The sequence below is a fragment of the Nostoc sp. genome, assembly GCF_036917315.1.
Classification (GTDB): domain Bacteria; phylum Cyanobacteriota; class Cyanobacteriia; order Cyanobacteriales; family Nostocaceae; genus Nostoc.
On record NZ_JBALDR010000029.1, the window covers coordinates 134,237 to 157,728 of the forward strand.

Consider the following 23,492-nt stretch of genomic DNA (forward strand, 5'->3'; position numbering starts at 1 on the left):
CATCTGAAAATAATCAGATGATGATAAATGCAAAATTATACCAAATACCAGGAATTTCTCTATGGTACTTGAATCCGCGATCGCTGAGGAAGTCATTACAAATAATCTCAAGCAGTTTCTGTTGGTACTTTCAGTGTCTTTAGGTGTGGCGACACTACCGCAGATATTTACCTGGTTTCGCCATATACCTTACACCTTATTACTGGTGATTGTCGGGTTAGGTTTGGCGTTGGTGGATGTGCGTTTAGTAACCCTTTCTCCCCAATTAATTTTGTTCATTTTCTTACCACCGCTGCTATTTGAAGCTGCATGGAATTTGAAATGGGTGGAACTGAAGCGAGATTTAGTGCCAATTTGCCTGTATGCAGTGTTCGGTGTAGTAATTGCGATCGCAGGGGTAGCGATCGCTCTCAATCAAGTTGTTGGTATTTCTCTAACTACAGCTTTACTCATTGCAGCCAGTCTATCTGCAACTGACCCTGTTTCTGTCACCGCTTTGTTTCGGGAACTGGGTGTAGATAGTCGTCTCGTCACCTTAATGGAAGGCGAAAGCTTGTTCAATGATGGCATGGCTGTAGTTGCCTTTGGTTTTTTGGTAGCCTTATCTTTGGGAACTGTAGAATTGGAATTCCAGCCAATTTTATTGCAGTTATTTACAGTTGTTGGCATCGGTGTAGCGGTGGGAGCTTTTATCGGATTTGGTATTTCTTACCTTACCCAGCGCTTCGATTTGCCCTTAGTGGAACAATCTTTAACTTTAGTTTCCGCTTATGGGACTTACCTGATTATTGAAGACTTGGGCGGTTCTGGAGTAATTGGAGTTGTCACCACAGGTTTGATTTTAGGCAACTTTGGCTCTCGTATCGGCATGAATCCCCGCACCCGAATTATTGTTTCCGAATTTTGGGAATTTCTGGCATTCTTTGTTAACTCGATTGTCTTCTTGCTAATTGGCGACCAAATACGCTTTGCTAGTTTAGGCGAAAATCTGCAAATCATAATGGTGACAGTCGCAGCAATGATTGTAATGCGGGCAGTTGGTATTTACATTCTCAGCAAATTGAGTACTAGCATCACCAAATTGGACATTTCTTTACCAGACCAAGCTATCCTCTGGTGGGGTGGGTTACGCGGTTCCGTCTCCATTGCGCTGGCATTGAGTGTATCGACGACACTGCCAGAGCGAGAAAAAATCATTGCAACAGTATTTGGAGTAGTTTTATTTACTCTGCTTGTTCAGGGATTGACCATCAAACCTTTACTGGAAAAACTCAATTTGCTTGGTGATGCACCCTTGCGCGAGCAATATTTAGAATTCGTTGCCCGTCATGTAGCTTTAGAACGCGTTCTAGAACACCTCCAGGCAGACCAACGCCCCGGTCTTGACCCAGAATTTCGCCGTTACCAGGAGACACTAATCAAAGGCGAACTTGTAGATTTACGGATGGAAATTGACAAAATGCAGGGTGAATATCCGAATCTTCAAAGCTTTACGACTGAACAATTTCGAGGAGAACTGTTGGCAATTGAGGCAGATACTTATGCAGAATTTGTCAAATCTGGTCGCTTAAATAAAGAATTAGCATCTATGCTTGAGGATGTTTTGCAGAATCAATCTCACTGAAGAAGATATCAAACCTAAAAACCCAGTTTCCTGGTATATCTTTACAGGACTAACGCAAACAATAGGCAAAAAGAATTATTTCCAGGTAGGGGCAATCCATGAATTGCCCCAGAGCGCGTATAGTTCCAATTTGAAAAAAGAATGCAACACATAGACCATTTGTAGAGACGCGATTCATCGCGTCTTTACCCAAGGATGTGTTGCAATCATCAATTGAATTGGTATTAGTTTTGCGTCAGTCCTAATTTTAGTCGAACCCGATAACCCCCGGAATTTCAAGGACAAAATCTGCCCCATATACAGATGCAGGAGTCTGGAATCCTACCTTAACTTCGTCTTGAATCACGCGTTTGCTCACTGCTACGGCCGCTAATGCCGTAAAATCGTATGCTTCCGGCCCTAAGAGCTTTGCAGTTACTTGTTGACCAGTTTCATCCTCAGCAATACCAATTACTCTAACTTGCCCCTTGGCTCGTTCTGCCGCCGTTGGCCCAGTGGGTAGAGTTTTAATTAGACTTGCTAAAGCACTTTGGAATAGAGACGAGTTAAATAACCATCCCAAATACTGGCTCGACTCCATCAGGAAGCGCACAGGATTAGGAAATACGGTATAAACCTCAATATTGGGAATACCCGTACTTTGGAAAGCAGTGATAATATCAGCACGCCAAGGGTTTGTTACCGCTGTCTCGGGCCCATAACCAAAATCAACTTTACGTCTTTTCGATGCTGGGCGAGATGGAATGAGCTTACCTGCTTCTCGGACTACCCCGATATGATGTAAAGTTGGCAGTACCGTATTTGCAGTTCCCTGAGATACACCGCCCACTGTTTCGTAGATTAAAATCAGTCGCGTTGCAACTGCTAGCTTCTGTTTGAGGTAAGCAGCGACACAATCAGTAGGAACAACTCCAAATCCCACACCAGGGAGAAGCATTATCCCTGCACTTTTAGCCTCAGCATCTCGTGCTTGTAGCGCCTGAAATTCAGGTACTTCGCCAGCTATGTCTAAATAATGAGTTTTAGTTTGGAGGCAGGCATCGACAAGTGGCTTTGAGGTTTTGGAGAAAGGCCCGGAGCAATTGATGACAGCAATTATATCTTCAAGAGAGCGAGCGATCGCTTGCGGATCGTCTAAGCCAAAAACCCGAAAGTCCAAACTTAATTCATTGGCTACAATTGCTAGTGAACTTTGATTGCGTCCAGCTAAAATTAATTCCAGTCCGTTATTTTTAGCAGATTCAGCAATGAGTTTTCCAGCATAGCCAGTTGCACCATACAATAACACCCTTGATGTCATTATTATCACCAGCTAGGAGTTGTTCGCAATCTGCTGCCATAACCTGACTTCAGGTGGTTCAACTAAAAATTGTCCTGATTTTTCCCCTAAAGCTTTAATATACGGCTGCTCTAGGTGTTGAGCTAAAATTTCCTGGCTGACCCAGTTTTCATGTAACAGAAACAAAGATGGGTCGTCAACAGATTGGTGCAAATCGTAATTAATACAACCTTCTTCTGCAAGAGTGAGAGCTATTACAGGTTGAAATTCCTGCTTAAAATTGTCTTCCAAACCTTGTTTCACTTTTAGTCGAGCGGTGACAGTTACTTGCTGATTTGACATTTTGATTCCTCTTTTTTACTAAAACTAATTCAAGTATTAATGCTGTTAATAATTTGCGAAGGCTTGAAGTAGTTGTAAGGTATGGGACGAGTTTGATTTCTAATGTCTATTTGCCGTTCTATTTCATGCAAATTCTGTTGGAATTGCACCACAATTTCTTGCGCCAATGGATCGGCAAACTCCTCATCATAAAAACCCAATTTGTCATAGTGGTACGATGTTAAAATCTCAGTCCACATCACCTGGTCGGCAGCTTGTTTAAAGGGAGGAAGTATCTTCATGATAGTTTCCAAGTCCACACCTTTAGTTTCTGGAATTGGGTGATAGGCTGCATAGGGCATATTGGGTACAAAAGCCATATATTCGTACTGAGAAAAATTCAAAGCAGAATGTAGAGGAGCGCAAGTGAATACTACCACACTAATGATTTCAATCAGTTGTTCTAGAGTCTCAATCTTGGCTGGCATTCCCTTGACTCTACCACCATCTTGAGCCACTAATTCTCTAGCCCAATTTTGCAACTCATAGTCATCACTGATATCCTGTGAGGTTTTGTAATAGAGTTGCAAATATTCATACACAAACTTTTCGACAGCATTCCAAATTAATATGCCATCGTCCCGGAAAGGAAAGTGCGGTAAAAGTTCTGGGTCATCCGTTCGACGACTTTTTATTAATCGAGGGAAGGTAAACTTTTCCACACTCCATTCTTCATAAACCTTCGCTACAAATCCAAGAGACTCCGCCAATGAACCTGCCATAAACTCATCAACTGGGCCTCCAGGTTGTAAAAACTGAGTGCGCCCCAAATCGTTATCAAATAGCATAAAACGGAAGTGGGGTTTTAACAGTAAAGCGATGGGATGATTTTCTGCTAGTTGCCGCGCAGTTACAATCGCAAACGGAGCCATAACTGCATGAGTATAGGCGAAATGACTACCCAATTCTTGATGGTTGCCATCAGCAATTTGAACGCAGGTTTTTGCCAAAAACCAATCTAAATGGGGATCATCTGGTGTATAAATCACGCTTTTTGCACCAGAGTCATGATTAATCTGAATGGCAACAGGTACTAGAGAACCACCATTAAAACTATCATTACTTTGCCAATAAAATAGAGCTTGTGGCTTGGGAAGGTACTTTTTAACATTCTCATAGACACCACCTTTAATATCAGATAACAAAGGATAATCTAAGAAATACAGCTTGCCTTCCTTGAGTGCCTTTTCCAAAGTCAATTCTGTACCTGCAACCTTCTGAAAATGTGCATCTGTAACAGCAAAATTATCAGGTAATACATCAATTTTTTGGATAGCTAATGGGTTCGCTCCAGAGAGTCGCTGTTCCGCAAAACAAGAGTCTGTTTTGTAATTTTTTATGACATCGGGTTTTGGTAGGAGTGACAAAAGTTCTTCATATTCTTCCAATTCATCCAATGGGTCTAAGAAGTTTCTGGCTTTAGCAGCTAGCATATTTGGTGCAAGACTTGCCATACTTGCCAAACGTTTAGCAGTATATTCCGCCGAGAATATTTCCTTATGAGGAACTTTATCAATTACTGGTAAAGGAGCTAGATAATCGTAATTAAATCTGTACTCTTCTCGATTTTTATCTAGCCAATTGATTCGGACATTAACATCAGGATCTTTTTGTGGTAAATATGGTTTCACAATTATCTCCAATTCAGTTTTTTAGCGTTTGGTAGTAAACGATCGACATCAGAAAGTTGCTAAATGCTAATGTGATTTAGCAAACAAGTTTCATTACAGAGTTTTTAGATACTCAATCAAGGCTTTTTTATTCTCATCAGATAAATCAGTGCCATAAATATGTCCCTGACTTGAATTAGCAGTTACCGTCGTATCGTATTTAAAACCTATAGCTTTGGCTTCATCTCCCTCAGTAATAAAGCCAACTTTTTTCGGGTCGTAGACATCATATCCTCGATAGAAAACTTGAGGACGATTCTCTGGTTTTTCTAACAAATCTTGTAGAGATGGGACTGAACCATTATGTAAATATGGCGCTCTTAACCATAATCCATCTAGAGAAACAGATACATACCCATTAGTTTTACGTAAGTTCTTAAAGTCCCAAGGGTAGCCATCACCAAAATGATTGTAAGTATCCGCTCCTTCTTGCGTCCACATATCTAACCGATGGCGGTCAGTTCCCACTTCATCCACGGGGATAACAGTACCCGTTCTTTCACCACCAAAAGCGTGACAAGATGCACAAGTATTAGCAAAAATTTGACTTCCTTTTGCAGCCACTTGCTCATCAATCGCAAATGGATATTTAGGAGGTGGTAGTTCTTGAATAAAATCTTCTACTCGTTGTAAATCGGCTACAGGAAGTGATTTTTTGGTTGCACCGTCACCAATTGCTCCAGTTTGAACAGTTTCTGTTAGTGAAGTTTCTAACCCATCCCAATGGAGTGCAAACCCTTTGTGCATCTTTTGATTCCAAAGAGGCATCATATCAGAGTTGCCAATAGTGTTATCTTTGGGCAACTTTAAAGTATTGAATTTTACAGGATTAAAAGGATCAATTCGACCAGGGCCCCAGTTAGGACGAGAATCTGTCCAACTATAGTCTTCTTTTTGTTGCAGCAGTGCTTTCTTAGTTTGAGGAATTAGCACATAGCGATAAAGTAAATTTTCTAACCAGGAAAGGTTGTAATTATATTTGATTTCGTCAAGGATATAATCTGCTGTAAATCTGGCATCACCAGCAGTTGCGCTCAAAAATCGTAAATAGCCTTGCGAATCAAACTTATTAGCAGGAGCAGCGGCCACAATTGTGGGTTTATCTTTCTCTGTTTTTCTATAGGTAGCAGTATGGCAAACAGCGCAAGTTATACCGACGCGAGGGAAGCCAATGGTTTTTTTCGTAAACCCAACTGGCATTTCTTTACCCTCTTCCCATGTGATTCCCAAGGAAGTATAACCACCTGATCCTGGTAATTTATCAGGGAATATTCGTGGTAGTACCAGCCAAATCCAATAGGGAACACCTTGCGCTTCTTCTGTGCCAATAGAACCATATTTAAAGTGTTCTTCAGGCGATTCATAATATGTGGGAACCTCTCGAAAAAGGTTGTACCATCCCACATACCCAACTACACCAGCTAAAAGGATCGCAATTAAAACAATGCTTGTGATTACCCTACTTATTTTGTCTTTGAGTATTGTCATGGCACTCTTTTGCTCCTTTGCAGAAGAATCTGTTTGTAGTGCAGAAATATATCTACACTAGACTAGGGATAAAATTAGGAGAATTGCTTCACTGGAATTGTAGCGATTGCATTTTGCTACGCATTGCTAGTGTCAGAAGAATTACTTCCGCTAATCCAAAAAACAGGTCTACAAAGGCAATGGATAAAAATCCTTTATCTTGCCCAAAGAAAAGTACTGCACAAATGAAAAATGTCGAGCCAAAAGCTCTTGAAGGAAATATTGATATCCAGGCGGTTGCCTGATATCGGTACGGGTCAAGTGCCCCAGGAATATAAAATGCACTAATAATAAACAACAGCATTCCCGTAGCACGAACCCAGATAATTGGCACTGGTATATGCATTTGAAGGAACGTCAGCATTAATTCTGGAAAGAAGCAAGAGGGAATGACAAAAAGCATATTAACAATAATGCCAACCCAAGTAACGCGACTAAACCATTTAGCGTAATTATTCATTTTTCTCTCCTTTTAAAGCTTTTTCATGTACTCAACTAGTGCATCTTTATCTTCTGTAGGAAGATCGGTACCATATAAATGACCACTGTTACTATTTCCAGGTTTTGTGGTATCGAACTTAAAGTATTGCTTACCGTTTTCTACGCCGACATCAGATACAAAACCAACTTTTGTTCTGTCAATCACATCGTAGCCACGATAGAATTCTTTAGGTCTATTTTCTGGTGTTTCTAGTAAATCCCGTAAGGTGGGAACTGAGCCATTGTGCAAATAAGGGCCGCGTAACCAAACACCATCAAGGGGCATATTTGCATAGCCATCAGTCTTACGGAAATTCTTAAAGCGCCACGGATACCCTGTATACAGAGTATTTTGGTTAGACATCGTTTTGTAGGTATATGAGTCAAGACGATGAGGGTCTGTACCAATTTCTTGAATTGCGACAACTTTGCCTGTATATGCACCACCAAAAGCGTGACAACTAGCACAATTGCTTTCAAAAAGCTGTTCTCCCTTCGCTGCGATCGCTTCGTTAACTTCGTAGGGATATTTTGGTGGTGGTAGTTCCCAAAGCCAATCAGCAACTCTCTGAATTCGAGGCAAATCGATTGTTGTGGGTGTGACTCCAGCGCCTAAAGCCGCACTCTTATTTCGTTCATCAACAGAAGTATTATTACCATCCCAATGTAACTGCAATCCCTCACGGGGTTTTTGATTCCAAACGGAGGGAAAATCAGAAGTACCAATCAGTTCATCCTCACGCAATTTATCCATTGGGAAATGGAATTGAATTGCTTTATAAGGATTAAAAGTATCTACTCTTCCTGGGCCCCAATCTGGTTGTTTTTCAACGAAATCAAGTCGAGATGCCTGATTAATTAGTGCATCTCTAGTTTGAGGAATTGCAATGAAGCGATAAAGTAATTTTTCAATGGGATTAAGACCCCCACTGATTTTTTCAATTTCTGGCAACATCCGGTTAGCAGTAAAGCGCTCATCTACACCAACTGCTGATAAAAATTTGATATATCCCTGCAAATTAACCACATTAGCAGGCATTGTCGTGATGACTTGATGTTCGCTATTAGGGGTATTTCGCAGCGTTCCTGTATGACATACAGCACAATTCAACCCAACTCTATCGATAAAGACTCGGCGTTGCGAAAAACCTATAGGCAAATCTTTGTCAGGTTCTTTGATAAATCCCAGAGAAGTATAACCTTTTCCAGGTAATTTATCTGGGAACAATTCTGGTAAAACTTTCCAAATCCAGTAAGGGATGCCATTGACCGGTTCGCTGCCGATTGAACCATATTTAAAGTGGTTTTCAATATCAGCATAATCCACTGGGGAGTTGGACAAAACAGGCCAAAGGAAAAATACTGCTACTGCTACAATACCTACAATTACAACCCAAATCCGCTGGAAGATTCCCTTGATTGAGGTTGGAAGTAGGGTAGGGTTTGTTTGTTCACTCATGAAACACTCCCCATATTGTCGAGATTATTTCTAAGCGAAATTGTCGATGTGATACGCATCGCTTTTTTATCTAGATAAATTTGCAAACTGAGTTTCATGAAAGACTGACATTACTTCTTCCATCATCTCTTCATAGCTATTGAAGCGATCCTGCTCGTAACAAGCCAAGGGATTTTCAATTACATTTAGCAGACATTTATTGCAATAAGTACAGGGTTTATCTGCCAAGTCTTTACCTGCTTGAAAAGATTTAACTAGGTCATTATTAGCAATTAGGGTACGAGCCATTGTCACTCCATCACAATAGCGATCGCTAATTGCCTGACGAATATAAGAAGCTTGCTGTAAACCACCTGTACATAATACGGGAATATTAACGTGCTTTTTAATTTCTCTGGAATCTAGTAAGTTTCTGCCTTGGTTTTCTATTAGTAACTGCTTGATTTTCGGGTCTTTTACATCATCACCACTAAAAGCTTGAGGAGGCAATTGCTTTTTCACACGATTCCATAAAAAGTTGAAAACTGGATGCAAAAATGCTTTGCGAAATAAAATGTAGTTGCGTGTGGTTTCGACACCACTTGACAACATGGCATCATAAGTTCTGGTAATGACATCAAAATTAAAATCACCAATGGGATTGAGTGGGTGAGGAAATAAGCTACCAGTTGACACATGGACGGCATCAGCCCCAGCTTCTTCTGCCCATTGACAAACTTGAATAGAATCTTCTATGGTATTACCTGGTTTTTCCCAAAAGGTGACGGCGTTGTTATAGTCAACGGCACTAATTTTGAATTGCAAATGAAAGTCGTTGCCTACTTCTTTGCGGATTGCTCTAATTACATCTAGCAAAAACCGCGCTCGATTCTCTAATGAACCACCATATTCATCTTGACGGTCGTTAATTCCAGAACTGAGAAATTGATTAAAAAGATATCCATTAGCACTGTGCAATTCTACTCCGTCCAAACCTGCTTCACGGGCACGTCTAGCACCATCGGCGAAGTATTGGATTGTTTCTTTAATCTCTGTTAATGTCATCGCTTGACACAAAAAGCCGTGGAATGGCTCTGTTTGGCTAGTGGAACTTAAGGCTTTTTTTCCTAAGTTTTCTACACCACCAATATCTTGCTGTCGCCCCGAATGACTTAATTGCAAAATAAATTTACAGTCATATTCGTGGACTCTTTCTCCTACTTTTCGCCAAAAAGGAATGCGCTCATCACAGTTAATGGTGGCGTAATTGGGCATAATTCGTCCCCGAATGGCGACTGGGACAAAGGAACTAATAATTGCTCCTACACCACCACGAGCAAACTTTTCTTCCCAGTTGATTCGGGCTTGAGTACCTGAACCATCATAGTTATCCCATCTGCCAGAAATACTAGAGCGAAATATCCGATTTTTTACTGTGAGATTACGGAATCTCAATGGTTCAAAGATAATATCGTTTTCCATGTGTTCTTCTGTCTTTATCTATTATTTCGGCAATAAAATTAGGCGTCAAAATTATTCGTAGCACTAACAGTCTCGCCAAAGAACTATTATTTCTAGTGTCTCTGGGAGGGTAGTTTTTTATGTCTACAAATCTACAATGGAGGTTTTCGGATGCGATCGCTAAGTATTAAGTTTTTGTTACTTAAATTTACCTACCAAGTTTCAGCATGGATATTTATCCTTATGGGTTTTTACAGTTATATAAAGACTTTTGCCGTTTGTAAAGCTATGGGATTTACACAGCAATTCTTAAAAAAAGTGACAATTTTCGTCTTTGTATTTCTCTTAAAAGGTTAAGGCGACCTTAAAAGTAGCCTCTAACAATTTGTTACAAACATCACTAGGCACGTAGGTAACGGATATAACCATAGCAAATTGGTTATTGAACGCCATTGTAAATTTATAATTTTTTAATTTTTTGATTTAGAAATGTATAAAAGTTTATTGATGACGTTTTACAAATTTGTGTAGTAACTTCATATATAACGAACCTCAGTAAGGTACATTAATCATCAAAATATCCCAAGACTAAATCTGGAAAATGGGAAATTAGTGATGGAGCATTAGTGTACCTCTGCAAATGTGAGGTGCAATGGAAAAGGTTTAGGTGTTACAACCAGAGAGTTTTATGAAAAAGACAAGTCTAATTTTTAAGGGCTGTCTGCTCCTCCTATTCGTGACTGTGTTTATAGTCTGCGGCTTTTATGGAACGCCTACAGCTCTAGCTGATGAGTATAGTGAAACACCTACGTCCATAAGTACTGAGTATTTAGATACGGGTGTATCTGAATACCCTGATAACTGCGAGGGTATCGGTTATCTCCCAGAATACACAAAGGAGAATTTGACAGATGCCGAGAAACGGGGTCGTTGCACTTGGTACTTATGGACTGGCGGTAATTCTAAGTACTATCGCGATTTAGCGAAGCGAACACATGGCGGTGTTGACTTGCTAAAGCTGATTGACTCGCGTATGCATGACGAGCGATTGCAACGTTATGGCGCAATTAACGATCCTGGATGTGAAAAGGCGACAGCACCAGATGAATACGGATTGCTGCTAGATAAATGTAAAGATCCGCTCTCAACTGGCGTAATTGGGTTGCGTAAGTTCCCCAACCCCAACTTCGACTCGGCTAAATGGAACCCTGTTGAATATGCCAAAAACTCACAAATTGAGCCTCCATACGTAATTGGCCAATCTTGCGCCATCTGTCACGTAGCGTTAGATCCCCTCAATCCACCCAAAGACAAAGAACATCCAAAATGGGAAAACCTTGTAGCAGCATTGGGTAATCAGTACATTAAGGAAAATAAATTATTTGCATCCAGCGTTGGAGAAAATAGTTTTGTTAAGCAAGTACTCGATTCTCAAAGACCGGGGACTTCTGATACTTCTCGGATTGCGACCGATCACATCAATAATCCGAATGCGATCAATTCCATTTTTAATTTAGGCGATCGCCCCACATATCCAGAGGTGATGAACGATGGTTCAACCAAGGATGTTAATCATATTCTCAAGGATGGTGCGGACTCTACTGGAGTGGCAAATGCCTCACTACGCGTCTACGTCAACATTGGGATGTGCGGCGATTACTGGACCAGTCTTCATGAGCCTTTATTAGGCAGAACTCCCCAAAAACCTTTTGATATCGAAAAGGCGCGGAAGGAGTGCGAAGGCTGGAGACAGACAGAAGCACGTATGGCTGATGCTGAAGCATTCTTAAAAACCATCAAGCCGATGCACCTGAAAGATGCACCAGATGGCGAACAGTTCTTGACTAAAGATGAAGAAGTTCTCAAACGTGGCAAGCTGGTTTTTGCCAGCACTTGTGCTAGTTGCCATTCCAGCAAAAAGCCTCCTGCTGCGATCGCTGCTGACCCCGAACAGGCTCAAAAATGGTACGAAGAGTCTGTACTCAGTAGTAATTTTCTCGACCACAACTTCTTGTCTGATGACCAGCGTTATCCAGTTACTTTAATTGGAACCAATGCGGCGCGATCGCTAGGGACAAATGCCGCTAAGGGGCATATTTGGGATCAGTTCTCGTCGAAGACGTTCAAAGAACTGCCTTCACCAGGTACTTTGACGCTGTACAACCCTTTAGATGAGAAAAAACCCATCGAATTCAAGATACCTGACGGCGGTTTGGGTTATTACCGTACACCTTCACTAGTGAGCATTTGGGCAACAGCACCACTTCTTCACAACAATACACTAGGACTTTACAACGAAGATCCTTCAGTAAAAGGACGTGTAGAAGCCTATACGGATGCAATGGAAAAGCTGCTGTGGCCTGAAAAGCGTGAGGGAATTATCAGCAGGACATCTAAAGATACCAAATTAGAGCTTCCCCCAGGAGATCCGAATCCGAGATTTAAACTTCCTGTTCCTAAAGGTACACCTGTGAATTTGCTGGCAAGCATCAATATGAGAGAGGCGATTACATCTCTCAATCTCGGCAGCCTTTTCCAAGATTTGAAACCGGGCGGTGGAATTAAGGGTAAGTTAGCACGTGTGCTTTTAAGAGCCAACAAATCTCCTGACTTTGTAGAAGATGAGGGTCATTATTTTGGCTCAAATCTACCAGATGAAGATAAGAAAGCCCTAATTGAGTTCGTGAAAACTTTCTAAGTACAGCTCCCGTGTAAAATCGTAGTGTTTTAAACGCAGAGAATTCGCTACGAATTAATAAAATGTTGTACTAAGACAACTTGTCTTGATATTCTGCACTCGTTCCCAGATTTAACCTGGGAACGAGAAAAAATATTGATTAAATAGCAAGGATATATATGCCGTATTTACCAATCGTCTTCGTTCGTGGATATGCAGGTACAGAAAAAGACGTTGAGCAAACAGTCAACGATCCCTTTTATGGATTTAATAGTGGTTCAACCCATATTCGAGTGGATGAGAAGGAAAATCCCCAGAAGTTTTTTTTCGAGAGTCCATTGCTGCGGCTAATGACCGATCATGGTTATCAACCGATTGTTGACAATCAGAATGTGAGCAATCAGATTAAAAGATTGTCCGGTCAACTTCATCAAACTATTTGGATCTATCGATTTTATGATATATCTACACCTAGCTTTGGCTCCTCAAGTGTAGTTCGACAAGAGATGGAGGAGATAGCTAAGGGTTTAAGAGACTTGATCCAGAATGTCAAAAAAACGACGGGTGCTGATAAAATTTATCTGGTTGCCCACTCGATGGGAGGTCTTGTTTGTCGCAGTTTGATTGAAAAGATTTATCCAGAACAAGGCGAGCAAGCTGCCGATAGCATTGACAAATTCTTTACTTACGCTACACCTCATGGCGGTATTTATTTTGAGGTCGGGGGTGGCTTAATTGAAAACCTTAGAGACAGGTTCCAATTGAATAATTCTGATGACTTTGGCCCCCAGCGGATGTATCAGTATTTAACACCTGGTATAAAGCCAACAACTGAGTTACCCGATAACTTTCAGCTACAACAATTACAAAGCATAGATACTGCATTTTCGCCAAGCCGCGTTTTTTCTCTAATCGGCACGAATGCACATGATTATGAAGAAGCTTTTGGTCTTTCACGCAATCTTGTTGGTGTGAAAAGTGATGGTCTAGTTCAGATTGATAAAGCTTATATCCTTGGATCTCATCGTGCTTATGTTCATCGCTCTCATGGTGGACGTTATGGCATATTGAACTCCGAAGAAGGTTATCAAAACCTGCAACGATTTTTGTTCGGTGATATTCAGGTGAAACTGTCTCTGAGCAATGTTGAGTTACAAGACCTGGACAAGAATTTTTATCAACTGGAAACTAGGGTAGCTTTGCGTGGTCTTCCTATTCCTATATATGAGCAGGCGATCGCTCATTATTGCCCAATTACACAAGAGTTAACCCGAACAGATAAACCTATTCCGCTATTTACAGCTTTCTTAATCCCCAGAAACTCAGTCAATGATGATAATACCTGTAGATATGCCCTGCGTTTAGCACTGCATTCCTTTACAAAACAAGAGACGAATTGGTTACGTGACCATCATCTCGACCAAGTACCTTTGTGGTCTGACTATCTAATTACTGATGTTGCCGAATCAAATAGCACTTATGAGGCTAAATACAGTTGGAATTCTGAAGAAAAAGAGCCAGTAACAAAGTTAAATCCGACTTCCGAATCCAGTCCGGGTATATATGTTGCGTATGTTTCCTTACCTGAACGTGCGCAAAAAGTATTAGGAAGAAATGCGGCGGTTCGCTTGGAAATTTCCCAATGGAAATAAATAAGTGCTTGTTGTGTAATCAGTGATTAGTTGTGTTTACTTAGCATTTATTAATTATTCTTGAGAGAGAATAATCAAGCTTAAAGAACGTTAGGTTAATAATGACTAATAACTAATGATTTATAAAAGACATGTGTGAAAAAGAATGGAGAGATACAGCCTACGTATCTATAAGGTTTCTGGATTAACACATAGTTATTTTCACCAGATGTCTATTTATTTCAAGCTGTTAAGAGAGGAAAATTATGCAGACTAATCGCAAACAAACGGCTCTTATTACTGGTGCATCTGGCGGCATTGGTTATGAATTCGTGAAATTATTTGCTCAAGATGGTTACAATCTTGTGTTGGTAGCTAGAAGCCTGGAAAAATTGAATAAAATTGCCGATGAATTTAAAAAGGAATTTGGCATTGATGTCAAAGTTATTTCCAAGGATTTATCTAACCCATCAGCCCCAGAAGAAATTTTCACGGAGCTAGAACAAGCATCGATTAATATTGATGTGCTGGTGAACAATGCTGGATTTGCTACCTACGGATTATTTAACGAAATTGACCTGAATGCTGAAATGCAATTGCTACAGGTTAATGTTTTATGTCTGACACATTTAACCAAGTTATTTCTCAAAGGTATGGTTAAACGGGGGTCTGGAAAAATATTAAACCTGGCCTCTACTGCTGCTTTTCAACCAGGGCCACTGATGGCAGTATACTACGCTAGTAAAGCTTATGTCTTATCATTTTCAGAAGCGATCGCAAATGAATTAGAAGGTACAGGCGTTTCTGTAACGGCGCTTTGTCCAGGGCCTACCGAATCTGGTTTTCAACAAAGAGCCGCAATGGAAGACTCAAAGTTGGTAAGCGGTCAAAAAATTATGACTGCGGAAACAGTAGCCCAAATCGGCTATCGCGGTCTATTTGAAAACAAAACTGTTGTTGTTCCTGGAATTAAAAATAAGCTACTCGCTGAATCTGTAAGATTTACTCCCAGAAAGCTAGTAACAAAACTAGTCAGAAATATGCAGGAAAGTAAGTAATAAGTAGGTCGGCGTAAATAATTAAGGCAGGGACAAGAAGAATTGGGGACAATGGGAAAACTTGTTGCAAGTTCTCACCTCTTGTCCCCCCTGCCCCTCGGTCACTGAGCGTAGCCGAAGTGCTGCCCCTCTGCCCCCCTGCCCCTCTGCTCCCCTGCCCCCCTGCTTTTTCACTAATCCCCCTGCGGATGCTCATCCCACAAGGTTGTCAGTTCCCGTAAACTTTGATGATTGCCATTGCCCAAAATCAGATGATCTAGTACCGGAATGCCCAAAAGCTGCGCCCCTGCTAATAACTGACGCGTCAATTCTATATCTTCCTGGCTGGGTTCAAGGTTCCCAGAAGGATGGTTGTGGGCAACTATTACCCGCGTTGCGCCTTGACGAATAACCTCTCGAAAAATATCACGGGGAGAGGCTAGGGTTTCGGTTGCCGTGCCAATGGTAATTACTTGCGTACCCAGCAAACGATTCTTGACATCTAACAGCACCACTGCAAAACGTTCTTGTATCTGCCACATCAAATCTTGACTGAGGGTAGCAGCAGCAGCAAGTGGGCTATCAATTAATGTGCCATCATTGGGACGTGATTGAAAGGCGCGTTTACCCAATTCAATTGCTGCTAAAATGCTTGTCGCTTTCGCCGGGCCAACACCAGAAATTTGCATCAACTCAGCAGGGCTAACTTCTCGCAGAACTACCAAAGGATCGCGTTGATGTTTGCCTAATTCGCTCAAGATATATTGTCCCAAACCCACAGCAGACAGTTTTCCTGGCCCTTGACCAGTGCCTAGAAGAATTGCGATTAACTCCGCTGTGGCTAAAATTTTTGCACCATGCGTCATTAATCGCTCACGCGGACGCTCATTTGTAGGTAGGTCGGCAATTCTGAGGCAATAGGTCATATTAAACTAAGAAAATAGCACCACACACACATAGAACTATCCTTAGTTATCCCTTGTTTGCTCTCAAAATCATCTTTATTTGAGAAAATCTTTAATTTTACCCGCCCGCCGTAGGCGATCGCACTTCCACAATCAACCAATAACAAGTTACTCAAGACTATTTGGGAAGAAAGCAGCAGGTGAAATATGAAAAAATTTCGCCAGTTCTTCAATGTGTCTAGTTGTTAATTTACGCTGCTTTTTCAATATGGCCGATATAATAGATTCTGTTTTGAAAATGGGTACTAAATCTTTTTGAAGTAGCCCATTTTCTTCTATCAAAACCTGAAGTAAATCTATTCCATAAATATCAGGCACAGGCTCTTGTGTTTGTTCAAACTCGTAAACTAGAGTGCCTAAAATATTAAGATAATCTTTTTCATCCAATGTTAACGGAGCGCTATCTATCAAAGAATTAATAACTTTTTGGGTAGCAAATAACTCATCATCAGTCTTGATAGGACGAGGAGGAAATGCTTGCAGCAGTTCAATGTAGGTAGGACGTTTATTTAAACCAAGGGTCATTTTTCCATTTGTCTGTATCGTACTCTGTATGAGTTAATACGTTGCGTATAAATACTTTTTGACTTTGATAGTCAATATAGGTAATAAGGCGATACTTGTTTCCTTGAATATTAAAAACTGTAAGCTCACCTACTGGATCGGCAGAGTTAAAAGCTTGGCGAACTTCAAGTAAATTTTGCCACTTGGCTAATTTTGCAACTTTATTCCAACCACGTAAACTAGATTCAGCATCGGGATACTTTTGATAAAAAAGTTTTAGTGCTGTATTGGAAATAATATGCATAATAAATAAAATTTTTCAAAGTAAAGCTCATAGTAATGTTCCTGCAAGTGTTAAAACGTAATTATTTAAACTTAGCAAATTGCTAAGTTTATGTCAAGAGTTTAATGATTAGGTTTTTCGCTTTAGGGACTTCCAAGAAATAAATTATCCATTTTGTGGGGTGGGCATCTTGCCCGCCCTAAATCTGGGACGGGTGGGGACACCCATCCCACAAGAAAATTTGGGATGTTTTTTTATTTGGAAGTCCCTTCCCCCTAACGACAGTAGACTTTCAGTGAAAATATACTTGTTACCAAGTTTAAGAAGTGTAATGGTGTACTTACTGCCATAGGTGATCGCTATGTTCGATGATTTATTCAACAATCTCAAAGGTTTTATTGACTCTAAAATTCAAGAAGTCGGGAACGATCTGCAAAAACGCTTCGGCGTTCCCGAACCCGCAGAGCCATTTGTATTGATTCGTCAATTCACACCTGCCGATTCCACGGTGACAAAGGGATGTATTGCAATTGTCGGAGAAAGTTGGCAAATTGAAGCTTATGACGATAATAATCAGAGCTTTTTTACCAATAGTGCAGATCCTTTGCGAAATGTCATCTTATTTGAAGTTGCAGAACCTGATGTCCAAGAGTGTGTTCTTGCTTGTCAATTTAACGCGAAAGCACTAAACACAGAAAAACCAATTAAAGTTAGTTTAGGTTGGCGGAGAACCGGACAGTGGGGCACAATGAGGGAATTCTGGCCAACAGAAGTTTTAGTAACGGAAGATTTTCAGGCTTATGAAGCGCGTGCCTATTTAAAAAAAGAAGCAGATGCTGCCACAATTCAAATCAGTGTGCAATTTGAGAGTAGTGGCATTCTTCTAATTCGAGATATTGAATTGCTGCAAGCGCCTGTAAAGTAACAATCATGAGCAATACCTGAAATTTGAGTAATTAGTAAAGTACGCTATGTTTGACGAGCTATTCAACAATCTGACAAATTTTATTCTCTCTAAAGCTAAGGAAACCCTTAACGAGCTAGAAAAACCCCTCGCTATTCCCGAACCCGCAGAGCCATTTATATTGATTCGTCGATTCACACCTGCCGATTCCATAGTCACAAAGGGAGGCATTGCAATTGTCGGAGAAAGTTGGCAAATTGAAGCTTATGATAATACTCAGCGCTTTCTAACTAATAGTACAGATCCTTTGCGAAAAGTCATCTTGTTTGAAATTGCAGAACCCCATGTTCAAGAGTGTGTTCTTGCTTGTCACTTTAATGCGAAAGCGCTAAACACAGAAGAATCAATTGCAGTGAGTTTGGGTGTAGGTAGACCACGAGAATCGGGCGGACTGAGAACAACTTCATGGGGTAGAGGAGTTTCACCAGAGGAAAATTTTCAGCCTTACAAAGTGCGTGCCTATTTTAAAAAAGAAGCAGATGCTGCCAAAATCCAAATCATTGTGCAATTTGAGAGTAGTGGTATTCTTCAAATTAAAGATATTGAATTACTGCAAGCCCCCGTCAAGTCACAATTATGAGCATCTGAGTTTAAAATCATAATTATATTACTTTGTCAAGATAGTTTTGAGGGTTTGTAGTAAGGATTTTAATGCTTAGAAAATAAGGACTTTAGTCCTTACTACGAACTTGTTTACTCATCAATTTAAACTTGACAGACTAATAGTGCGTAGTTTACCGCCGTAGGCATCGCATAATTCAACAGTCCAAGACTACACGCGATCGCAAACCATTTAAACCCCTTCATTTTTGCTAATTACTGATAAATTTGCGTTGCTTTCAACATGTGGTAGGTAATGATCAGCTGAGTCAAAGCCAGAGGATAACTTTGCAGTGTTTCTCCAGTTGTACCAGCAATTTTACCCAGTTCTGGATTACTTTCGCGATCGCAAATACTTCGTAAATGGGGCATATCAGAACAAATAATATGCTCTAGCTTATTTACTTGGTCTAAGGTGGCATGACCATCAACTTCTAAGACATCTACAGGCTTACTCATATCCCTGTCTAGCCCCAAGCGGATCGCTGAGTCCAAATTACCATAGCCAGAGCTGATAATCTCGGTAAAATCTGGGTGCGGAATTGTTGGACGAAGTACCAAACGGACATTCAGATGTCCATTACTTTCATCATCGTCCCCGGTGGGTGGATAAAAACTAATGACTATATCAGACCATTGCCGCTGCGGACGGATAAACTCTGCTGAATCTGGTTCGCGCTTTTCTAATTCTGCTAATACCTGTTCATCTGTGTAGCCGCGCTTTTGGGTGTCTCGTTTAACTTTCCACTTAGCGCGTAGTGTTTCTGGGGGTGCTAGGTAAACTTTAACATCGTAGGAATCACGAGCGGCACGGGTAGAATAACCGAGTAATCCTTCAATAATGACGAATTTATTCGGCTTGATATATTGCGGTGGCTCGAATGTGCCGGTTTTATGGCTGTAAACTGGTTTGAGAATTGGCTGTCCTGTGCGTAGCAGCGACAGGTGTTGCTGCATAATATCTAAGTGGTTGCAGTCCGGGTGGAGAGCGGTGATGCCAATATCTGCACGTTGTTGGCGATCGTAACGGTGATAATCATCTGTACAAATGAGCGTGACATTTTCTGGGCCGAGTACCTGAGCGATTCCTCGCGTTAGTGTTGTTTTACCAGCCGCGCTGTCGCCGACAATACCAAGAATTATTGGACGGCTCATCATAACCTCCCACAATAAAAACAACTTTAGTAATAAAATACCCACAATAGTTTTTATTCTAGAAGGGTTTAAGCAAGTAACTCAAACAAAGACTTGGTATGCAATATCTCTACACATAAAATGTTTGTGCGATTGCTTTTTGCATAATAATTACAATCTACATGATTGTTAGAGTTATCTGTACACATAAAATACTAGACATTTCCTGTTAAACCTACTCTCAGCCGCAGATATTCAATTTTGATACAAGCATCCATAACCACATTGAGTCCTGCATCTATAGCTTTTTGTGCTGATGGTTGATGCCAGATACCCAGTTGTGTCCATACAGTTTTCGCATTGATAGAAATTGCTTCATCTACAATTTCTGGCAAGTACTCAGAACGGCGAAATACGTTTACAATATCCACGGCTTCGGGTAATTCCTGGAGTGCAGGATAACTGAGTTGACCTTCAATGTCTTTAATTTGCGGGTTGACGGCATAGACTGTATAGCCTTTTTGTCGCAAGAATTGGGCGATTTGATAACTGGTGCGTTGGGCGAAGCCCTTGCCGTAGGCATCGCGTTTACTCAGAGTGACCCACAACAGCGATTTGACAAATGTGTTATCGCTCTAACCTCTCACGAGTGCTCTATGAAGCATTTGTAATTGGGTGAGGCGCTAGTCTAGCCAATGCCGTAGGTGAACAAGAGATAAAATTTTAATCTGCCAATTGGGTACTCTAACCGCAGAATGCCTTATATTTTTTAGCGATCGCAGAAGTTTTTGGTCTACTGAAATTATACTAATTTTATAGAATAACCGGAAAATATGTTGTAAAAAAAGTTACTATTAGCAGAAAAAGATAACAAAATTCGTAGTTTAGAAACTATGGGAAATACGGCGCTAGAGCGCCCCAGCTTTTATTCAAATGTTGAACAGGTAGGTTTTATGACTAACAATCCAAGTGGAATTTCTCAAAATATGAGTGGTGGTACAATGCATGGCGGGATGCAAGCTGCACAAGGCGACCAAAACCAGCAAAGTATGGAGACTAGTGTAACTGTATCCGATGAAAAACAGCTAACCAAAGAAGATGTTGTTCGGATGCTAGCGCAGATTGAACAATTGGTTGAGTCAACCCCAGAACTACCTCAAGCAGACAAAGAAAAGTCACTCAGGTATCTGGGAGCTGCTAAGGAAGAAGCTCAAGCAACAGAACCTGATAAACAGTTTGCAGCCGATAATCTAAAACGTGTAGCTGCAACGCTGAAAACCACAAGCGAAACTGTGGCATCAACTAAGAGTCTGTGGGAAAATGTCAAACCAGTTTTGAAAGAACTACCGTGTTGGCTGGGTGTTGCTAAAAGTTTCTTTGGGTTTTAGTAAAACGAGCCGATGAATCAGCAACAGCCTTCTGAGAACAATTCTCCTCTCAATCAAAACCTTCAGCAGAGTACCGAAAGCTCTACGCTGGGAGGAGGTATTCAGGGCATTCAAGGGAATGATAATATCCAGTTTCAGGCGATTAATCCCCAGCGAATAATAATAATTAATACACATAGGAAATTAGTACTTGATAACAGTGATAGTTCTAAAGGGTTTGTTCTGAAAAATAATTCACTCAATAATTCTACTTTGCTGCGTCTTACTTCGACACCTGTCAAAGTACTTCCACCAGCCCTTACTCGCTCACTACTAGACCGACAGGACGAAATAAAGCATGTGCTTGATGCGTTACAAGCAACCGAGCGGTTGATAGAATTTTACGGTGAGGAGGAAGTGGGAAAGACAACTCTCTTACGTTATTTGGCTCATCACCTCCAAATTCACTCTTGGGTACCAGAAAAAATTTTATACCTTTGTGTCCGAAACAAGTCTGTAGAAGACATACTTCAGGATTTTTGTGACTTTTTCTGTGAGAGTGATAGTGAACCAGAAGAAATTAAGCGTATTTTCAGTTCTAATAAGATTCGAGAGACATTAAAAGATGCACAGGCTGTTGTCTTGCTAGACAATGTGAATTTACCACGTCAACAAGTAACAAAGTTGACAAACGAATTACCCAACTTCATCTTTATAATGGCTTCGTCAGAACGTTATTTCTGGGGCGAAGGTTGCTCAATTATATTGCGTGGGCTTCCTTTGAATCATGCACTTACGTTAATTGAAAGGGAACTGGGACGAGCGTTGACCTCAGAGGAACATTCTGCTGCTGAAAGCATTTGCAAAATTTTGAATGGTCATCCCCAGGAAATTCTCAAAGCAGTAGCGCAAGTGTGCGAAAAAGATATTTCATTAGCAGAAATATCCCTCCAAATACAGTCTGCTTCTCCCACCAAAGCATTAGATTGGGAAATTTTAAAATCGTTATCACAACCCCAATTTTTGATTTTAGAAACGCTGACTGCTTTGGGAATGTGGCTTCTTCCTGAACAAGTCGCAGCTTTAACAGGTCTGACCTACACACCGACTATCTTAGATATTTTGTTTAGGCGCAATTTAGTTCAGACTGACGGCTCCCGTTATAAAGTGACCAAAACTGTAGGTGAAACGTTACAGCAAGTGCAAAACTTAACTCCTTTACGGGAGCGTGCTTTATTCTACTTCACATCTTGGATTGAACAGCATAGGTTGGTTCCTAATCACATATTGGATGAAGCTAACATTATATTGCAGATTTTGAGTTATACAGTTGCAGCTGGTCGCTGGACAGATGCTCTACACTTGTGCCGAATCGTAGAGGGTGTATTTGCCTTTAGTCACCGATGGGGAATGTGGGTTCAGGTATTAGAGTATGCATTACAAGCAGCACGAGCTAAGGGTGATAAGGCTGCGGAGGCTTGGGCATTGCACCAACTTGGTACTTACGCTCTTTGTCAGGAAGACATGAAATTAGCTCGTGAGTTGCTAATAAAGGCTCTCACTTTACGGAAATCATTGGGAGATAAGATGGGAACTACCGTCACTTACCAGAATTTGCAGTTTGTTTCGCCTGTAGTTTCTCCAACTATTCCTGTCCTAACGACACCAACTCCTCCACTTTCTGAATTGATTCAAGGGTTACTCTACTACGGCAAATACCTGGCTGTTTCTGGGGGACTCCACGTGCTTGGAATTCCATTAGTATTGTCTACTCTTTTTACCTCAAGCAAATCCTCCAGCCCCTTAATACCTGTTACTGTTATTACACCAGAAATAGATATTTCTAGGGGCACTGAGTCTATTCGTACCCCTCGCTCTGAACTACCAAAAGTAAGTTCACCAAGTCCAACCAACTCCCCATTTCCAACCGCACCTTCATCCAATTCTCTTTCGACTGGAGAACCATCAGTATCTGTTACTCCCAGTCCTAGAACAACCGCTCCCAGCCCTACAATCACTCCCAGTCCTACAATCACTCCCAGTCCTAGAACCACTCCCAGTCCTAGAACCACTCCCAGTCCTAGAACCACTCCCAGTCCTAGAACCACTCTCAGTCCTAGAACAACCACTCCCAAAATATCTTCAGACAGTAATTCAAATACTCTGCAAGCTGCTAGAGATAAGCTGGAAACGTTAAATACTGAACTGAGCCAAGCTCAAGCAGAGCTAGCTTTTGCGCAAAGGGATTTCGAGAGGATGGAGCAGTTACATAACACAGGTGCCATAGCACAGATAGATGTGGAGGAAAGACAGCAACTAATGGTTGCAAAACAAAGAGTACTTAAAGGTGTTCAAATAAGGATCAAGCAAGCTCAAGCAGAAGTTAAAAGATTAGAGAGTTCCAGAAGTTATTCAAAATAATCTTACTTTTGTCAATTAGTAATTATGTTTAATTCTTAGGAGTAGTAGA

General features: G+C 40.9%; 20 protein-coding genes. 8 read left to right on the forward strand and 12 right to left on the reverse strand.

Going from position 1 to position 23,492, the window contains the following annotated elements; genetic code table 11:
* Positions 1–61 precede the first annotated feature (61 nt).
* Complete coding sequence (locus V7K84_RS13170; protein WP_334838618.1) at positions 62–1,624, forward strand: cation:proton antiporter; 1,563 nt, start codon at positions 62–64, stop codon at positions 1,622–1,624.
* A gap of 247 nt (positions 1,625–1,871) precedes the next feature.
* Here the strand turns inward: V7K84_RS13170 and V7K84_RS13175 are convergent, their stop codons facing one another.
* From V7K84_RS13175 to V7K84_RS13205, 7 genes are all read right to left on the reverse strand, one after another.
* A complete protein-coding gene (locus V7K84_RS13175; protein ID WP_334838620.1) occupies positions 1,872–2,924 on the reverse strand; it encodes a saccharopine dehydrogenase family protein in 1,053 nt (350 codons plus the stop codon).
* Between the two features lie 12 nt (positions 2,925–2,936).
* Complete coding sequence (locus V7K84_RS13180; RefSeq protein ID WP_334838621.1) at positions 2,937–3,245, reverse strand: putative quinol monooxygenase; 309 nt, start codon at positions 3,243–3,245, stop codon at positions 2,937–2,939.
* Positions 3,246–3,274: 29 nt separating this feature from the next.
* Positions 3,275–4,915 (reverse strand): lipoxygenase family protein, encoded by a 1,641-nt coding sequence (locus V7K84_RS13185; protein ID WP_334838623.1) that lies wholly within the window; start codon positions 4,913–4,915, stop codon positions 3,275–3,277.
* Between the two features lie 93 nt (positions 4,916–5,008).
* The gene (locus V7K84_RS13190) at positions 5,009–6,442 is read right to left on the reverse strand and encodes a c-type cytochrome (RefSeq protein ID WP_334838624.1); all 1,434 of its coding nucleotides are present in this window, start codon (positions 6,440–6,442) and stop codon (positions 5,009–5,011) included.
* An 88-nt stretch (positions 6,443–6,530) separates the two neighbouring features.
* Positions 6,531–6,941: a hypothetical protein gene (locus V7K84_RS13195; RefSeq protein ID WP_334838625.1), complete on the reverse strand. Its 411-nt coding sequence runs from the start codon at positions 6,939–6,941 to the stop codon at positions 6,531–6,533.
* A 12-nt stretch (positions 6,942–6,953) separates the two neighbouring features.
* On the reverse strand, positions 6,954–8,420 hold the full coding sequence (locus tag V7K84_RS13200; RefSeq protein WP_334838626.1) for a c-type cytochrome: 1,467 nt from the start codon (positions 8,418–8,420) through the stop codon (positions 6,954–6,956).
* Positions 8,421–8,486: 66 nt separating this feature from the next.
* Positions 8,487–9,881, reverse strand: a complete 1,395-nt coding sequence (locus V7K84_RS13205) for an NADH:flavin oxidoreductase (protein WP_334838627.1) — start codon at positions 9,879–9,881, stop codon at positions 8,487–8,489.
* Positions 9,882–10,548: 667 nt separating this feature from the next.
* Between V7K84_RS13205 and V7K84_RS13210 the strand changes: the two genes are divergently transcribed.
* From V7K84_RS13210 to V7K84_RS13220, 3 genes are all read left to right on the forward strand, one after another.
* Positions 10,549–12,558 (forward strand): hypothetical protein, encoded by a 2,010-nt coding sequence (locus V7K84_RS13210; RefSeq protein WP_334838628.1) that lies wholly within the window; start codon positions 10,549–10,551, stop codon positions 12,556–12,558.
* A gap of 158 nt (positions 12,559–12,716) precedes the next feature.
* A complete protein-coding gene (locus tag V7K84_RS13215; protein WP_334838629.1) occupies positions 12,717–14,189 on the forward strand; it encodes an alpha/beta hydrolase in 1,473 nt (490 codons plus the stop codon).
* Positions 14,190–14,434: 245 nt separating this feature from the next.
* On the forward strand, positions 14,435–15,226 hold the full coding sequence (locus V7K84_RS13220; protein WP_334838630.1) for an SDR family NAD(P)-dependent oxidoreductase: 792 nt from the start codon (positions 14,435–14,437) through the stop codon (positions 15,224–15,226).
* Between the two features lie 173 nt (positions 15,227–15,399).
* Here V7K84_RS13220 and radC read toward each other — a convergent pair whose 3' ends face one another.
* The 3 genes from radC to V7K84_RS13235 all read right to left on the reverse strand — a co-directional run bounded on the left by radC (position 15,400) and on the right by V7K84_RS13235 (position 16,978).
* Positions 15,400–16,131 carry a RadC family protein gene (gene radC / locus V7K84_RS13225; RefSeq protein WP_322686525.1) on the reverse strand — a complete coding sequence of 244 codons (732 nt, stop codon included), beginning with the start codon at positions 16,129–16,131 and terminating at the stop codon, positions 15,400–15,402.
* A 147-nt stretch (positions 16,132–16,278) separates the two neighbouring features.
* Positions 16,279–16,695 (reverse strand): helix-turn-helix domain-containing protein, encoded by a 417-nt coding sequence (locus tag V7K84_RS13230; protein ID WP_334838632.1) that lies wholly within the window; start codon positions 16,693–16,695, stop codon positions 16,279–16,281.
* The gene (locus V7K84_RS13235) at positions 16,676–16,978 is read right to left on the reverse strand and encodes a type II toxin-antitoxin system HigB family toxin (protein ID WP_334838633.1); all 303 of its coding nucleotides are present in this window, start codon (positions 16,976–16,978) and stop codon (positions 16,676–16,678) included. Before V7K84_RS13235 ends, V7K84_RS13230 begins: the two co-directional genes overlap by 20 nt.
* A 340-nt stretch (positions 16,979–17,318) precedes the next feature.
* Between V7K84_RS13235 and V7K84_RS13240 the strand changes: the two genes are divergently transcribed.
* A complete protein-coding gene (locus tag V7K84_RS13240; protein ID WP_334838634.1) occupies positions 17,319–17,882 on the forward strand; it encodes a hypothetical protein in 564 nt (187 codons plus the stop codon).
* A gap of 46 nt (positions 17,883–17,928) precedes the next feature.
* Complete coding sequence (locus tag V7K84_RS13245; RefSeq protein WP_334838635.1) at positions 17,929–18,501, forward strand: hypothetical protein; 573 nt, start codon at positions 17,929–17,931, stop codon at positions 18,499–18,501.
* 236 nt (positions 18,502–18,737) lie between these two features.
* Here V7K84_RS13245 and V7K84_RS13250 read toward each other — a convergent pair whose 3' ends face one another.
* Both V7K84_RS13250 and V7K84_RS13255 read right to left on the reverse strand, forming a co-directional pair.
* On the reverse strand, positions 18,738–19,676 hold the full coding sequence (locus V7K84_RS13250) for a phosphoribulokinase (RefSeq protein ID WP_334839019.1): 939 nt from the start codon (positions 19,674–19,676) through the stop codon (positions 18,738–18,740).
* A gap of 194 nt (positions 19,677–19,870) precedes the next feature.
* Positions 19,871–20,263 (reverse strand): CoA-binding protein, encoded by a 393-nt coding sequence (locus V7K84_RS13255; RefSeq protein WP_334838636.1) that lies wholly within the window; start codon positions 20,261–20,263, stop codon positions 19,871–19,873.
* A 345-nt stretch (positions 20,264–20,608) separates the two neighbouring features.
* Here V7K84_RS13255 and V7K84_RS13260 point away from each other — a divergent pair, with 345 nt between their 5' ends.
* Both V7K84_RS13260 and V7K84_RS13265 read left to right on the forward strand, forming a co-directional pair.
* Positions 20,609–21,043 (forward strand): hypothetical protein, encoded by a 435-nt coding sequence (locus V7K84_RS13260; RefSeq protein ID WP_334838638.1) that lies wholly within the window; start codon positions 20,609–20,611, stop codon positions 21,041–21,043.
* A 12-nt stretch (positions 21,044–21,055) separates the two neighbouring features.
* Positions 21,056–23,443, forward strand: a complete 2,388-nt coding sequence (locus V7K84_RS13265) for an AAA family ATPase (protein ID WP_334838639.1) — start codon at positions 21,056–21,058, stop codon at positions 23,441–23,443.
* The last annotated feature ends 49 nt before the right edge of the window (positions 23,444–23,492 follow it).